Consider the following 14,018-nt stretch of genomic DNA (forward strand, 5'->3'; position numbering starts at 1 on the left):
CGCAGCTATCCCAGCAGCACCGCATCCGCCGCCGCGACCGACTCCGCGCTCTCCGTCACGGTGCGCTCGAGCGCGCCGGCCTGCACGGCAATGTTCTCGGCGAAGAAGCGCGCCAGCGAGACGTAGCGCGCGGCGTCCGTGATACCATGGGATTTCGCGGCGAGCGCTTCGGATGCCAGCATGCAGCCGCCGAGCGTGGCGCCGAACTGCTGCAGATACGGCGTCGCGCCGGCCAGCGCCTCGTTCGGCGCGGACGCAACCCGCTCCAGCAGCCATTTGCTGGTGCGCGTCAGCGCCTCCAGTGCCTCGCGCAATTTCACGCCGGTGGTGCCGAAGGCGGGATCGTTGGAGGCTTCGACCTGCTTCACGATGGCCGAGAGCTCGTCGAGCAGCGCCCACACCGATGCGCCGCCGTTGGCCGCGAGCTTTCGCGTGACGAGGTCGATGGCCTGGATGCCGTTGGTGCCCTCGTAGATCGCGGTGATGCGGGCATCGCGATAGTGCTGCGCCGCGCCGGTCTCCTCGATGAAGCCCATGCCGCCATGCACCTGCACGCCGAGATAGGCGACCTCGTTGCCGATGTCGGTGGAATAGCCCTTGGCCATCGGCGTCAGCAGCGCCGCGCGCGCGGCAGCGTCGGCGCGGACCTTCGGATCCCTGGCGCGTGTCGAGACGTCGATCGCGACCGCGGTCGCATAGCAGATGGTGCGCGCCGCCGCGGTCTGCGCCCGCATCCGCATCAGCATGCGCTTGACGTCGGGATGCACGAAGATCGGATCGGAGCCGTCACCCTTGTTGCCGAGGGCGCGGCCCTGCTTGCGCTCTTGTGCGTACGATAATGCCTGCTGATAGGCGCGGTCGGCGACACCGACGCCTTCGAGGCCGACGCCGAGGCGGGCCTGGTTCATCATCGTGAACATGCAGCGCATGCCCTGGTTCTCTTCGCCGACCAGGAAGCCGATCGCGCCGCCATGGTCGCCCATGGTCATGGTGCAGGTGGGGGAGGCATGCATGCCGAGCTTGTGCTCGACGCCGCTTGCGAAAATGTCGTTGCGCGCACCGAGCGAGCCGTCTTCGTTCACCATGAATTTGGGAACGAGGAACAGCGATATCCCCTTGGTGCCGGCGGGCGCGTCCGGCAGTCGCGCCAGCACGAAATGCACGATGTTGTCGGTCATGTCGTGCTCGCCATAGGTGATGAAGATCTTCGTCCCCTTGATGCGATAGGTGCCGTCGGCCTGCTTCTCGGCGCGGGTGCGGAGCGCGCCGACATCGGAGCCGGCCTGCGGCTCGGTCAGCTGCATCGTGCCGGTCCATTCGCCGGAGACGAGCTTCTCGAGATAGATCTTCTTCAATTCGTCGCTGCCGTGCGCGTCCAGCGCCTCCATCGCCGACGCCGTCAGCAGCGGGCAGAGACCGAAGGCGACGTTGGCGGCACTCCAGATCTCGGTGCAGGCGGCGTTGATGGCGAGCGGCAGGCCCTGGCCGCCAAAATCCTCGGGGCCGGAGACCGCGTTCCAGCCGCCCTCGGTCCAGCGCTTGTAGGCATCCGGCCAGCCCGGCGCGGTCGTGACCTTGCCGTCGCTGAGCTTGATGCCGTGCTCGTCGCCGACCTTGTTCAGCGGCGCCAGCACGTCGGTTGCGAACTTGCCGGCTTCCTCCAGCACGGCGCTCACGATATCGCCGTCGAAATCGCCGTAATGGCCGGCCTCCATGGCAGCCTTCAGGCCGGCGCCGTGGTTGAGCGACAGCAGCATGTCAGAGATCGGCGCGCGGTAGGTCATGGCTCACTCCCGGAGAGACAGGTCTTGGCGTCGTATTCCCATGAAACGGCGGAGGTCTCAACTGTCGGGAGGGGGTGGCGGAACGCCTGTCGGGAGCGGGGGGCGTAGCGCCCATATAAGGCATGGCGCGGCGTCACCGGCGCCTGTGGTATTTTGCCCCTCCGGGCGGTTGAAATGCCGCGCCTCTCCCTATAGACCGGCACCACTCGAGGGAATCCGCGGACGCTCGTGTCGTCGCCGTTCCCGAAGGCCTGATGGGGCGTAGCCAAGTGGTAAGGCAGCGGATTTTGATTCCGCCATTCGGAGGTTCGATCCCTCCCGCCCCAGCCAAGCAGTCACTCAACTATAGAGAGTGGGACCGTATTGGCTGAAAGTGCCGCGTTTTATAGGCTTTTCGTGCGGCTCTCTAAAGTCTCTGGTCCTCGGAAACCGGCAACCTTGGCGAGAAGTCGTCGAAAGTCTCCAGCCCAAACCGCAGAAATTACCTTTTCCTGGAGACGATTGGCAGAGACCGGTTCGATCACCACTGGACAGTGGGGGTGGCAGTGAATTTTGACCGGTCAAACCGCTCGACGACTATCGGCTATGCGATGGCGACAGCTGTTCTGCAGAAGCGGAAAACGGAACTCGAAATTGCTAAATGGCTCTGTCGAACGATCGCTATCGCATGCGCGGCAGGGCTCACAGGGGCAGTGGTGATGCGAGCGCGTTCGCTTTGAAAGCGCGTGCAACCACACCCTTTAAATTCATCGCTTCTCTCTCCAGAGGCATACGTAGCCAAACGCGCATTGACGCTTCGCAGCCGATAACCGCTCCGAGTGGGGGCAAGTGGGACGGTCGGTAAGGTTCATGAGCATGCTGAACCAATCTCATTATGTACTGTCGAGCCGCAGAAGCCCTTCCCACCAGCAACTAGTAAGTGCTGGCAATACTCCAGAATTATAAGTAGCGTCGCGGCAAGAAAAATCGCGATGGCCGCCCGGTCAACGCAAGTTAAAAATGGGGAGATTCAAATGCGTTTGCTGAAAGCCGCAGTTGCAGCCGGTCTAGCCATCACAGCTTCTACGGGCGCTGCGCTTGCGCAGAGCAAGCCGCCGGAAATCAAGATCGGTATCACCACTTTCCTGTCGGGACCGGCTTCCGTATTCGGCGTACCGGCAAAAGCCGCGGCCGAGATGATTGCAGAAGACCTCAACAAGAAGGGCGGGATCGGCGGTGTACCGGTAAAACTGTCTTTCATCGACGAAGGCGCCGGGGGCGAGGCGTTGGTCTCGAACTACCGGCGCATGGTGCAAGACGAAAAGGTCGACGCGACTTTCGCCTCCATCTCCTCCGGCAGCTGCAATCAGCTTGTACCGGTCGCCGAAGACCTCAAAGTCATGAACTTCATGTGGGATTGCGGTGCGGCTTCTATTCTGGAGACGAAGAAGTATCGCTACAATTTCCGCACGCAGGCTAACGGCACGCCGGAGATGCTGGCGGTGCTCGTCTATCTCCTTAAGACAAAGCCCGACTTCAAGACCATCGCGGTCGTCAATCAGGACTACGCGTGGGGCCGCGAAAGCTGGGAGATCTTCTCTACCGCATTGAAGGCGATGAAACCCGACGTTCAGGTGGTGGCGGAGCTTTTCCCGAAGTTCGGTGCGCCTGACTATTCCACCGAAGTTTCGCGCTTACTGGCATTGCGGCCGGATGTCGTTCTAACCACCTCCTGGGGCGGCGATCTCGACACGCTGGTCCGTCAGGCCGGTCAACGCGGCCTGCTGCAACAGTCGACCTTCGTGTTGGGCATCGGCGAATCTTCGATCCAGCGACTGGGCAAGGATCTGCCGGAAGGCCTGATCGTCGGCGCGCGTGGCGATCATTGGTTCCTGCATCCTGAAAAGAAGAACGATCCGGCCTTCAAGGCCTTTGCCGAGGCATTCAAGGCAAAGACCGGCGCCTGGCCGATTTACCCGGTCTACCACATGGCGCAGGCTTTCACGGCGCTGCAAGCTGCCTATGACAAGGCGATCAAGGCCAATGGCGGCAACTGGCCGACACGGGAGCAGGTCGTAGACGCAACTTCCGGCACCGAGTTCGCGACCGGTTTCGGCCGGCCGATCACGCTGAGGCCCGAGGACAACCAAGGTTTGGAAGCGCAGCTCGTCGGCGTCACCAAGTCTTTCCCGGGCTATGACTTCAAGCTGCTCGACAACATGATGATCTTTGATCCGAAGGTGATCACCAATCCGGCGGGCGTGCGCTCGGTCGAGTGGCTGAAGACGCTCAAGCCGGAATTCGTTAAAATGGACGTTCCGACCTTCAAGCAGTAGGCCAGATCACCGTCCTCCGGGCAAAAGCCGGAGGACGGCTTTCCTGAAGGTCTCCATGAATTCGACTCTCGCCATATTGGCGGTCCTTGACGGGATCAGTTACGCCGCCCTGGTGTTCCTGGTTTCCGTCGGGCTGAGCCTGATTTTCGGTGTGCTGCGCGTGGTGAATGTCGCGCACGGGTCGCTTTACGCTTTTGGCGCGTATCTCGCCGCGACGTTGAGCCTCGTGATCGCGCAGGTGTCGCCCTGGCTTACCTATCCCGCATTGCTGATTGCCTCCATCGTCATAGGCGTCGTGTGCGGCGGTTTCATCGAGCGCTTCCTGTTGCGGCCGCTTTACGGACGAGACGACGTGCTGCAGCTCCTGATCACCTTCGCGGCCTTCATGATCATGGACAATCTGCAGCGTCTGATCTGGGGCGTGCAGCCAATCTTCGCTGCTGAGCCCTTGAAGCTGTTGCCCAACATCAGCGTATTCGGCGTGAACTATACGTCCTACCAGGTCATCCTGCTTCCGGGCGTGGCAGTCGCGACGCTGTTCGGACTGCGTTACTTCTTGCGGAAAACTCTTGCGGGAGCCGTGATTTTAGCGGTCACTGAGGATCGGGAGGCGTCAACCGCCATCGGCATCGACGCCCAACGCGTCTACTCTATTACGTTCATCATCGGGGCGAGCCTGGCGGCCCTCGGCGGCGCGCTTGCCTCGCCGACCACTTCGCTGGTGCCCGGCATGGGGGCCGACATGATCGTGCTCTCGTTCGCGGTGGCAGCCACTGCGGGTCTGGGGCAGATCGAGGGCACCGCCCTTACGGCCCTCATGATCGGTTTGACGCGCGCCTTCGTCATCTATCTGCAGCCGGAGTTCGAAGTTCTCGTACCCTATCTGCTGATGGTGCTGGTGCTTCTGGTGCGTCCGTTCGGACTGTTCGGTACGGTGCAGGTGAGAAAAATCTGATGGCGGGCCGCATCAAACCGATCACGGCAGTCGCGATCATCTTCTTTCTGGCCAGCGCGGTACTGCCGCTCTTCGTCGCGAGCTGGGCGACGTTATTCGCGCTCATTCTCGCCAAGGGCATCGTGGTGCTCGGCATCGTCCTGTTGCTGCAGGCGGGGCAAGTATCGTTCGGACACGCCATGTTCTTCGCCACCGGCGCCTACACCGCGGCGTTCTGGGGCAAGTACATCGGCGGCGGCGATATCCTGATCTTTCTCGCGCTGGGAGGAATAACCTCCACCGTTTTTGGCCTGATCGTCGGCCTGTTCGTGGTTCGCTACAGGGAGATTTTTTTTGGAATGCTGAACCTGGCATTCTCCATGGTCTTGTGGTCACTGCTCGAGAAAATGTTCCACTATACTAACGGCGCGGACGGCATCCGGGTCGCCCGTCCTGGATTGTTTGGATTTTCGTTCACGCCGGAGACGTTCCAATACGTTATTCTCTACGTGAGCCTTTTGGTCGCGATTGCTGCCTTCTACGGCGTGCAACGCTATCTCGACAGCCCGCTCGGTCACATGTTGCGGGCAATGAAATCCAACGAAACCAGGCTTGAATATCTTGGTATGTCGGCGCGGCGCGTGCTGCTCATTGGCTACGTGTTTTCCGCATTTCTCGGCGGTATAGGCGGCACGCTGGTGTCGATCATTCAGCAGATCGCGACCCCCGAATTCGGCTTCTGGACCAAGTCCGGCGAGTTCGTGTTCATCGCGATCCTCGGTGGCGGCGCCCATGCTTTCGGTGCGTTTGCAGGCGCGGCGATGTTCGAATGCGTACGGTTCTATGCCGCGGCGCATCTGGCGGACTCTTGGCAGCTCATTCTCGGCGTCGTGCTGATCGTCATCATTCTTTACGCGCCGAACGGCCTTATCGGCCTCCGTCAGCGCTACGGTCAATCCGGGCGGGGAGGGCATTGATGGCCAACGTCCTGCTTTCCGCCAAGAATATCAAGATCCGGTTCGGCGGCGTCATCGCCGCCGATGGCATCGACCTCGACGTCCTCGAAGGCGAAAACCTTGCGATCATCGGGCCGAACGGGGCCGGCAAGACGACGTTCCTCAACATCTCGACTGGTTATCTCCGGCCGCAAGCCGGCACCGTTACCTTTCTTGGCCACGACATCACCGCGCAGCTACCGCGTACGATCACCAGGCTCGGCATTGCCCGCGCGTTCCAGATTCCACAGCTGTTCCTCGACCAGACCGTGATGGAGAACATGTTGATCGCGGCCGCCTCCCTGCGAGGCCGTCCGTCTGGTTTCCAGGCTCTTTCTCTCATGCCGGAAGTGCCGGAAATGGAGCGGCTGCTGGATCTCGTCGGTGTAAAATCGTATGCGGAACGAACGGCGCGCGAACTGCCCGAGGGGCAACGCAAACTGGTCGATATTGCACTCGCGCTCGCGCTGAAGCCAAAGCTCCTCCTGATGGATGAGCCGACTTCGGGCGTCGCGTCATCAGAGAAACTCGCCATCATGGACATTCTCACCTCGGCGCTGGCAAAGGAGAAAGTCACCTCGGTTTTCGTCGAGCACGACATGGATATGGTGGAGCGCTACGCCAACCGAGTCGCCGTGTGGAATGTCGGCAAGATCCAGAAAGTTGGGACGCCGGCTGAGGTTCTGGCGGACCCGAAGGTCCGGGAACAGGTGATCGGGTTATGACACCGATGCTGAGTTTCGAGAATGTCAACGTGGCGATTGCGGACGCGCCTGTATTGCGAAATGTGAGTTTCTCGCTGCTGCGGGGTGTGAGCGCAGCGCTTATCGGGCGAAACGGCGCGGGCAAGACCACGACCGTGCGCACTATCATGGGCTTCACAAAAGCGAGCGGCACCGTTCGTCTAAGCGGCGAAGATCTTGGACCGATCGCGCCGCATCGCCGGCCGTCGCTGGGTCTTGGCTACGCGCCTGAGGACCGGCGTCTGTTTTCCGCCTTCACTGTTGAAGAAAATATTTTGCTTCCCGGTCGTGTCGCCAAGCTGAATCCGGACGAGACGCGGCGGCGGCTGGAGCGAGCGTATTCGGTGCTGCCGGAACTCAAAGAGCTTGCCAAACGTCCGGCGGGATCGGTCTCGGGCGGCCAAGGCAAGATGGTGGCGCTTGGGCGGGCGCTCATGCTTGGTACCCGGCTGCTTATCCTGGATGAGCCATTTCAGGGTCTCGCGCCTGTGTTAGCGCAGCGATATGCGGAAGCACTCCGGCGGCTTCGTTCGCAGGATAAGGACATTACGCTGCTGATCACCGAGTCGAATCCAAAGCTGCTCGAGACCTTTGCCGACGTGACGCTCACCATTGAAAGAGGTGAGATCGAGGGGGCGCCAAGCTAATTGAAGACGCGGTGGAGGAGCCGGCGGCCCAAGCAGACCTCGGCGGTTTACTGAAACAGCGTCCGCTCTGCCACGTGTGGGCGGGAGTCACAACTGATAAGCCTTTGAGAGAAAGCTTACCGGGGCATCTGATCTGGCCCTTGACACAGCGTTTGCTTTCGCTGTCGCAATGGTGGGGCGGTGCGCGTTCTGGGTGTCGCCGAAGGAACGCTATAGGGTCTCCGGGCGGCGTCCTGCGTGGCGTCTGCCATCGCTTCTACGACTGCTACGATGATGGGACGGAACTGGAAGCTACCGGCGCCAGTGCAGCTGAGACCGAAGGAGTGGCCCGCCGCTCAATGAAGTCTTCATTGGCGCCGAATGCATTCACGGCGATCTCGCGAATTATCGCGGCCGCGGGAAGTTGGCGCAGCGCAAGTCGGCCGGCGAGCTGTCCCGATCGCGTAGGCTAGGTATTGACGTGCAGCGCCATAGGGAGATGCGGAATAGGAGTCGGATTCCAAACGACGCGACGATGAACCTGTTCGCCATCGACCAGCCAACGGATCTCGCAAGGATCCACTCGATCGCAAACCGATGTGGGGATTTCGACGCGTCAAACCCGAGCGGGATGGATGCGGGCGACCTACGGCAGACGTAATCAAACTTCGTGCCTTCGGAGCCCGGATTGTAGAAAACGTTGACCAAAAGCCGCGTTAAAATCCGCCGATTTTTCATTCCGTTTTTGGCGCAACGAGTACAACAAGGGTGGATGCGCGATAAGCGTAGAGAGCAAAAAAGACGCGCGACAGCCTAACCCTTTTCCCAGTGCTTCTTAGCCGCGGCGAGATAGGCTTTGAAGTTCGCAACGGGCCATGAAGTCTGTTCCCCATCACGCACGAGCCAGTGCATGTAGCTCGCACAGACGAGCTTGGTGCTGTCTGCCTCGACGAGCCAATTGAAGCAGTTTGTGAACGTGTCTTGATAGCTACCGCCGAATTTATCGGCGGGAACATTGTAGAGCATCCCCTCGAGGTAATACGACGGGGCGATTCCTTCGGCGAGCTCGCCCCGCTCTATCATCCGGTTCCGCATGTTCTTAAACACGCGCACGGTCGGCTTGAACCACTGGTTTGTCTGGTCCATTTTTTCGGTGCAGTTGGCCGAGTGTTGCTTCGGGAAGTTCTCGATCCGCACGTTGCCCGGTAGAAAGAAGCAAATGCCATCGTCATACTTCTGGTCGCTCGTGCTCAGGAACTTGTGATAGCGGCGGAACTGGGCACACACGAGTACGTCGCAGTCGCGCCGGTTGCCGGAGCTCGGAATGAAGATGGCCTTCTTTCCAGGGGTGACCTTTTCTCCGTAATTCTTTTTCAGCCACGCGACGGTTTCGCTCTTAAACGTCGATAAGTCGTACTCTCCGTTTGCATATGCTTTATCGTATGTCGCCTTTTCAGGGTCGGTCATGCGCGACAAGTCGTAATAGAAAACTGAGGTCAATTTCATCACGATATCAACGTCACTGTCAGCAAAGACATTTGTGTCGTTGCCGTATGAGCCCTGCAAAAACGTTTCGAAGCTTCGCGACGAGTATGGTGCCTTCGAATCCTCTAGCGCGCCCTTTAACGAAGCATACGTGTCGCGAGACTGCTTCACAGCACCAAGGCTGTCCCAACTGTCGAGCTGGGCTTCCGGTATCGCCATCACACTACCCCTGTCAAAGAAGATAATCTCGCAACGTCGTTTCGTGCTTAGCAAACGATTCGCGCCCGCGAAGCCACAAAATATTGAGCTTCTTCAAATCGTGTTCGAATAGGTCGGTCGCCATTTCCGGCGTCGTGTATGCGTCATTTATGCGGACCGTCTCGACATCCTTGAACAGAATGACGCGGAGCTGATCCATCGATTGAGTGTTTATCTCCAGGGTCTTTTGCAAGAGCGTCACACTCGGCACATACTTCAACCACTTCCCCTTGCTAAAAAACTTTGCCTTGGGCTCGGGATACTCGCCGACGCCAACGCTCACCACGCGGATGTTTTTCCTAGGGATGCTGAGCGGAATGGTCGCGTCGGCCAGAGCGTAAAGCGCTGGATTGTTCGCGCAGAATCCGCCGTCGATGAGCTCGAAGTCCCCGAGCGAGGTCGTCACGGTCTTCTTCTCGAAGAACGGATAGGCCGAACAGGACGCCTGAACCGCATCTGCGATGGTGCACCCGAAGCCAGGCACGAACGTGCCGGTCCGGCCATGTGCCTGCTTGATGGTGCCTTTGAAAATCATCGGCCGTTCGTTCAGCCACTTCGTCGTGACAATGCCAACGCCGGTAGTGACCGCATCAAACTTCTTATCGCCGAACACCTCGACGGCGAGTTTTGCGAGCGCGGCTGTTTTGGCCGCCCTCGACTTCTCAGCCATCACCGAGACGACATGCGACTTGTAGAGCGCGTGGATCTCATCGACGATTTTGCCGAGCGCGAGAAGCGCGGCAATGATGGCGCCGGTACTGGTCCCGAATATCAGGTCAAAGCGCTTGTCGAGCGTGCTCTCGACCATGCCTTCAATCTCTCGGAGCGCGCCGAGCGAATAGAAGCCCTTGGCCCCGCCGCCATCGAGCCGAAGCCCGCGTCGCCCGCGGCCTTGCTGCCGGGAAAACCGTGGAAGATCTGGCGGGCGACAATGGCGTTTCGCCCAATACGGTCCGCGTGCAGGTTCGTGGCGTGCTGGAAAAGACCGGCTGTCAGCGGCAGACCGACGTTGTTGCCCTGCTCGGCGGGATATCTGCCGTGCGTGGCGAGAGTTCGCGATAGCGACAGAACCAGCGACCCGAATAATTCAACGGCATAATCAGAATTGATAATGTGGGCGCAGCGAATGCCCGATAGCATTGATGTGTTGCCGGCCGATCAGCGCCACACGCGGCAATGTCCAACGGCGAAACGAGCCGACCAAGCTGGTCACGCGTTTTGTAAGCCCAGTTGTCCCGAAGCCGCTCACTGCGAGGTGAGACGGATTCATTCATTTCGAAATCATCTGTTTGCGGTGAGGTATTGTCATGTCTGATGTCTTGATTTCCTCTGTGGTGACTGCAGAGAAGGCTTCATTTTACAATCTTGGCCGGCTACTGCAGGCCCCACTCTCGATCTTGGCGATGTGGTGCCGGCGCGCGCGTCTCAGGGCGCAACTCGCTGCTGACCTGAGAGAACGACCGGAATACCTGTTCGACATCGGAATTTGCGAATACGAGGCGCGGAGCGAAGCGGTCAGATTCTTCTGGGAGCCAGTCCTCCTGAAGCATAGACTGGTTAAGATGGCCGCAACACCCATGCGTTGATCGCACGTCCATATGCTGTCCAGTTCAGCTGCGACGCTGCTCGCCGGCGCCGGCATAGGTTTCTCGGTCGCCGCACCCATCGGGCCGATCGGCATATTGTGCATCCAACGCACGCTGACATCGGGCCTTGCGGCCGGTCTGCTGACAGGGCTGGGTGCTGCAACCGTGCATGTTGCCTATGGTGCAGCGGCTGTTGCCGGCCTCGGCGCCATTGCAAAGCCCTGGTTGGACGCCCATGCGGTGGCCCTCGGCTTGATTTCGGCAGCTATCCTGCTGGGATTGGCAGCTAGAGCTGGTCGAACGACAATCGCCCTGGAAAAGGGCTCAAAATTCGACAGCATACGGCTGTCGCATGCCTACCTGAGCACGATCATCATTGGACTGACCAACCCGCTGACGCCGATACTATTCTTCGCGGCACTGCAGACTTTTGGAAGCCAATCTTCTTCGATGATGGTAGCTGGCGTGTTTCTGGGCTCGGTCGCATGGTGGATCACCCTGAGCGGATTCGCGGCAGCGGCGCGGGCTCGACTGAACGCGAACCTGCTCGCGCTCTGCGGCAGGCTGGCCGGGCTGTCACTCGTCACGCTCGGTGCCTTCACGTGGCTCGGATCGTGGTGCGCGGCTTTGGCTAAAGGTGGTGCGCGCTCCGACCCACGGCCTGGCACGCGTTGATGAGGTAATCGAATAACAGGCCAAAATTGCTTCGGCGCAGGAGTCTAGTTGTGGGACAAAGGCGACTTCAGGGCTAGTCACTCGGACTTCTGAGTTTGGCTCCCGGCGGACATCAAGGCGATATCCCGTTTGCGTGAACTCCGACCAACTTGCATGATGCAAATAGGCAAACGTGCCATATCCGATGTGTCTCAGCCCACGTAGACCGACACGGCCGGTTCTAGTCTAGTTGAATCCGAGCGCCTTTAGCACCATTGAGTAATCGCTTCAGATGAAATCCGGCCAGCGCGTCGTCGGCGTGTAAGCCGACCAGCGCCGCGAAGGCTGGCATCGCCGCGGCGTCGCCAGCCTCGAGCTTGGCGAACGCCTCGCCATATTGCGCGTTGGCGGTCGTCTTGAAGCGGGCGTCTTGCAGCGGTTCGAACGCGCGAAGCGGCTCGCTGCGGCCGCGCAGCGAGATATTGCCGACGGGCCGCCCTTGGAAATTGCCGGCGCTGTCGGCCGCCGCGGCGCTCACGCAAATGCGGGTGCCGAGATGCTTGTTGGCGGCCTCAAGCCTCGCAGCCGTGTTGATGGTGTCGCCGTACGCGGTGTAGTCGAAAAAACGACTGCCGCCAAAATTGCCGACCAGTGCCGGCCCGGCGTGGACGCCGATTCGCGTCGCGCCGAAACTGACGCCTTTCTCCTTCCAGCGGTCGCGGAACGCCTGGGCCCAGATGTCCAGGTCATGGGCGCAGGCAATGGCGCGTCTGGCATAGTCCGGCTGGTCGCCCGGCGCGTTGAATAGCACCTGGATCGCATCGCCGATGATCTTGGCGACCGTACCTTCATGGGCGAACACCACGTCGGTCATGCCGCCGACATATTCGTTGAGCAGTGCGCCGAGCACATCCGGCGCCACCGTTTCCACCAGTGACGTAAAGCCGGTGATGTCGGTGAAGATGGTCGCGACCTCCCGCCAGTGCACCTCCATGCCGTCGCTGTCGCCGACCGCCGCCAGGCGGCTGGCGATCTGCGGCGAAAAATACCGCGACAGCGATGCATGTGCGCGCTCGGCCTCGGCCTGGCGGCGGCGGGCCTCGCGCATCGCCTCGACATGGCGGATGGTCTTCTCGATCGTCATTTCGAGATCGCCGAAATCGATCGGCTTGGTCAGGAAATCGAATGCGCCGCGGTTCATGGCGGTGCGGATGTTGCTCATGTCGCCATAGGCCGAGACGATGATGGTCGATTTCTTGTCCTCGGCTTCCTGCAGCTTGGCCAGCAGCGACAGTCCGTCCATCCGGGGCATGTTGATGTCGGATACCACCATGTCGACATGCGGGTGCTGCTCGATCGAGGCGAGAGCCTCGATGCCGTCGTGGGCGAATACGAACGCCACTGCGCCGTTGCGGATCTGCCGTCGGAATTTCTGCAGGACCAGGGCCTCGAGATCGGGCTCATCATCGACAACGAGGACGGTCGCAGTCATGCGGCCTGGCCGAGGCGGTTATCGATCTCAAGGCGCAGCAGCGCGAAATCGATCGGCTTGGTCAAAAGGCCTACGGCTCCGTTCTCGATCGCCTTGCGGCGTGTCTCGGTGTCGCCATAGGCCGTGATCATGATCACGGGAACGTCGGGGCGCTCCGCGCGTACCTTCGGCAGCATCTCAAGCCCGCTCATGCCGGGCATGTTGATGTCGGACAGGATCAGGATCAGCGACGGGTCCTTAATTTCCGCGGCACGCTCCAGCGCCGCCGGCGCCGACGGGGCGAATTCCATGGTAAAGCGGCCGGATTTCAGATCGCGGCGGAACTGCTGGCGAAACAGGGCTTCGACGTCGGGCTCGTCGTCGACGACGAGTATGTAAACGCTCAATTCTTGCCTCCAAAATTGGCTTGTGCCGCTCCGCCTCGGGGCAGAGTGATGATAAATTCGGTAAATGCGCCGGGCTCGGTCGCGACGTCGATGGTGCCGCCGTGTTGTTTCACGATGATGTCGTGGCTCATCGACAGTCCGAGGCCGGTGCCTTCGCCCGCCGGCTTGGTGGTGAAAAAGGGATTGAACATCTTCTCCTTTACCTCGGGCGGAATCCCGGTGCCGTTATCGCGAATCCGGATTTCCACTTTGTTGCCCAAACTCTTGGTGGCCGCGCTCAAGGCCGGCTCGAAGCCCTCGTCGCCGGCTTCCTTGCGCTTGGTCGCCGCGTAGAATCCGTTCGAGATCAGGTTGAGGAAGACACGGGTAATCTCTTGCGGATAGAGATCGACCTGGCCGGCAGCCGGATCGAGCTCGCGCTTGAGCGTGATATTGAAGCCGGACGTTTCGGCGCGCGCACCGTGATAGGCAAGATTGAGGCTTTCCTCGACGATCGCGTTGATATCGGCGGGCCGATGCTCACCCGAGCCTTCGCGCGAATGCAGCAGCATGTTCTTGACGATGGAATCCGCACGCTTGCCATGCTGCACGACCTTTTCCAGATTGCCCTTGAGCATAAGGGTGAGTTCGTCGATCTCCTCGCGTGTCCTGTCATCGAGCTCCGCCGGCTTCAGAACGTCGTTCAACTCGCCGATCAGTTCCCCCGACAACGCCGCGAAATTGTTGACGAAGTTGAGCGGGTTCTTGATCTCGTGCGCGA

General features: G+C 60.3%; 13 protein-coding genes and 1 tRNA gene. 8 read left to right on the top strand and 6 right to left on the bottom strand.

What is annotated here, in order from left to right:
* Positions 1-5: 5 nt before the first annotated feature.
* Positions 6-1,784, bottom strand: coding sequence for an acyl-CoA dehydrogenase (locus IVB47_RS29975; protein WP_247466814.1), 1,779 nt, complete (start codon positions 1,782-1,784; stop codon positions 6-8).
* 255 nt (positions 1,785-2,039) lie between these two features.
* Here IVB47_RS29975 and IVB47_RS29980 point away from each other — a divergent pair.
* The 6 genes from IVB47_RS29980 (at position 2,040) to IVB47_RS30005 (ending at position 7,418) form a co-directional block, all read left to right on the top strand.
* Positions 2,040-2,114 (top strand) — tRNA-Gln (locus tag IVB47_RS29980).
* A 641-nt stretch (positions 2,115-2,755) separates the two neighbouring features.
* Positions 2,756-4,099 carry an ABC transporter substrate-binding protein gene (locus IVB47_RS29985; protein WP_247466817.1) on the top strand — a complete coding sequence of 448 codons (1,344 nt, stop codon included), beginning with the start codon at positions 2,756-2,758 and terminating at the stop codon, positions 4,097-4,099.
* Positions 4,100-4,175: 76 nt separating this feature from the next.
* Positions 4,176-5,054: a branched-chain amino acid ABC transporter permease gene (locus IVB47_RS29990; RefSeq protein ID WP_346730820.1), complete on the top strand. Its 879-nt coding sequence runs from the start codon at positions 4,176-4,178 to the stop codon at positions 5,052-5,054.
* Positions 5,054-6,010, top strand: a complete 957-nt coding sequence (locus IVB47_RS29995; RefSeq protein ID WP_247466823.1) for a branched-chain amino acid ABC transporter permease — start codon at positions 5,054-5,056, stop codon at positions 6,008-6,010. The genes IVB47_RS29990 and IVB47_RS29995 overlap by 1 nt, the downstream gene beginning before the upstream one ends.
* Entirely contained in the window at positions 6,010-6,753 is a 744-nt protein-coding gene (locus IVB47_RS30000; RefSeq protein ID WP_247466826.1) for an ATP-binding cassette domain-containing protein, read from the top strand. Before IVB47_RS29995 ends, IVB47_RS30000 begins: the two co-directional genes overlap by 1 nt.
* Positions 6,750-7,418 (top strand): ATP-binding cassette domain-containing protein, encoded by a 669-nt coding sequence (locus tag IVB47_RS30005; protein WP_247466829.1) that lies wholly within the window; start codon positions 6,750-6,752, stop codon positions 7,416-7,418. The genes IVB47_RS30000 and IVB47_RS30005 overlap by 4 nt, the downstream gene beginning before the upstream one ends.
* A gap of 792 nt (positions 7,419-8,210) precedes the next feature.
* Here the strand turns inward: IVB47_RS30005 and IVB47_RS30010 are convergent.
* Complete coding sequence (locus IVB47_RS30010; RefSeq protein ID WP_247466832.1) at positions 8,211-9,101, bottom strand: nucleotidyltransferase; 891 nt, start codon at positions 9,099-9,101, stop codon at positions 8,211-8,213.
* Positions 9,102-9,114: 13 nt separating this feature from the next.
* Positions 9,115-9,948, bottom strand: a complete 834-nt coding sequence (locus IVB47_RS30015; RefSeq protein ID WP_247466835.1) for a patatin-like phospholipase family protein — start codon at positions 9,946-9,948, stop codon at positions 9,115-9,117.
* Positions 9,949-10,049: 101 nt separating this feature from the next.
* Between IVB47_RS30015 and IVB47_RS30020 the strand changes: the two genes are divergently transcribed.
* Together IVB47_RS30020 and IVB47_RS30025 are read left to right on the top strand one after the other, a co-directional pair.
* Positions 10,050-10,202, top strand: a complete 153-nt coding sequence (locus IVB47_RS30020; protein WP_247466839.1) for a helix-turn-helix transcriptional regulator — start codon at positions 10,050-10,052, stop codon at positions 10,200-10,202.
* A gap of 536 nt (positions 10,203-10,738) precedes the next feature.
* On the top strand, positions 10,739-11,401 hold the full coding sequence (locus tag IVB47_RS30025; protein ID WP_247466842.1) for a LysE family transporter: 663 nt from the start codon (positions 10,739-10,741) through the stop codon (positions 11,399-11,401).
* A 220-nt stretch (positions 11,402-11,621) separates the two neighbouring features.
* On the opposite strand, the gene IVB47_RS30030 is transcribed toward IVB47_RS30025, so the two are convergent.
* The 3 genes from IVB47_RS30030 to IVB47_RS30040 form a co-directional block, all read right to left on the bottom strand.
* A complete protein-coding gene (locus tag IVB47_RS30030) occupies positions 11,622-12,872 on the bottom strand; it encodes an adenylate/guanylate cyclase domain-containing protein (protein ID WP_247466845.1) in 1,251 nt (416 codons plus the stop codon).
* Positions 12,869-13,258 carry a response regulator gene (locus IVB47_RS30035; RefSeq protein ID WP_247466848.1) on the bottom strand — a complete coding sequence of 130 codons (390 nt, stop codon included), beginning with the start codon at positions 13,256-13,258 and terminating at the stop codon, positions 12,869-12,871. The genes IVB47_RS30030 and IVB47_RS30035 overlap by 4 nt, the downstream gene beginning before the upstream one ends.
* Positions 13,255-14,018, bottom strand: a 764-nt coding sequence (locus IVB47_RS30040) for a HAMP domain-containing sensor histidine kinase (RefSeq protein WP_247466851.1), incomplete at its 5' end; no start/stop codon positions are given. The genes IVB47_RS30040 and IVB47_RS30035, both read right to left, overlap by 4 nt.

The organism is Bradyrhizobium sp. 62, assembly GCF_023073035.1.
Taxonomy (GTDB): domain Bacteria; phylum Pseudomonadota; class Alphaproteobacteria; order Rhizobiales; family Xanthobacteraceae; genus Bradyrhizobium.

What these genes read in the sequence shown, in the direction of transcription:
- IVB47_RS29995 (WP_247466823.1), top strand. Translation starts at nt 5,054, where the DNA reads ATGGCGGGCCGCATCAAACCGATCACGGCAGTCGCGATCATCTTCTTT.
- IVB47_RS30005 (WP_247466829.1), top strand. Translation starts at nt 6,750, where the DNA reads ATGACACCGATGCTGAGTTTCGAGAATGTCAACGTGGCGATTGCGGAC.
- IVB47_RS30025 (WP_247466842.1), top strand. Translation starts at nt 10,739, where the DNA reads ATGCTGTCCAGTTCAGCTGCGACGCTGCTCGCCGGCGCCGGCATAGGT.
- IVB47_RS29985 (WP_247466817.1), top strand. Translation starts at nt 2,756, where the DNA reads ATGGCCGCCCGGTCAACGCAAGTTAAAAATGGGGAGATTCAAATGCGT.
- IVB47_RS30030 (WP_247466845.1), bottom strand. Translation starts at nt 12,872, where the DNA reads ATGACTGCGACCGTCCTCGTTGTCGATGATGAGCCCGATCTCGAGGCC.
- IVB47_RS30000 (WP_247466826.1), top strand. Translation starts at nt 6,010, where the DNA reads ATGGCCAACGTCCTGCTTTCCGCCAAGAATATCAAGATCCGGTTCGGC.
- IVB47_RS30010 (WP_247466832.1), bottom strand. Translation starts at nt 9,101, where the DNA reads ATGGCGATACCGGAAGCCCAGCTCGACAGTTGGGACAGCCTTGGTGCT.
- IVB47_RS30015 (WP_247466835.1), bottom strand. Translation starts at nt 9,948, where the DNA reads ATGGTCGAGAGCACGCTCGACAAGCGCTTTGACCTGATATTCGGGACC.
- IVB47_RS29975 (WP_247466814.1), bottom strand. Translation starts at nt 1,784, where the DNA reads ATGACCTACCGCGCGCCGATCTCTGACATGCTGCTGTCGCTCAACCAC.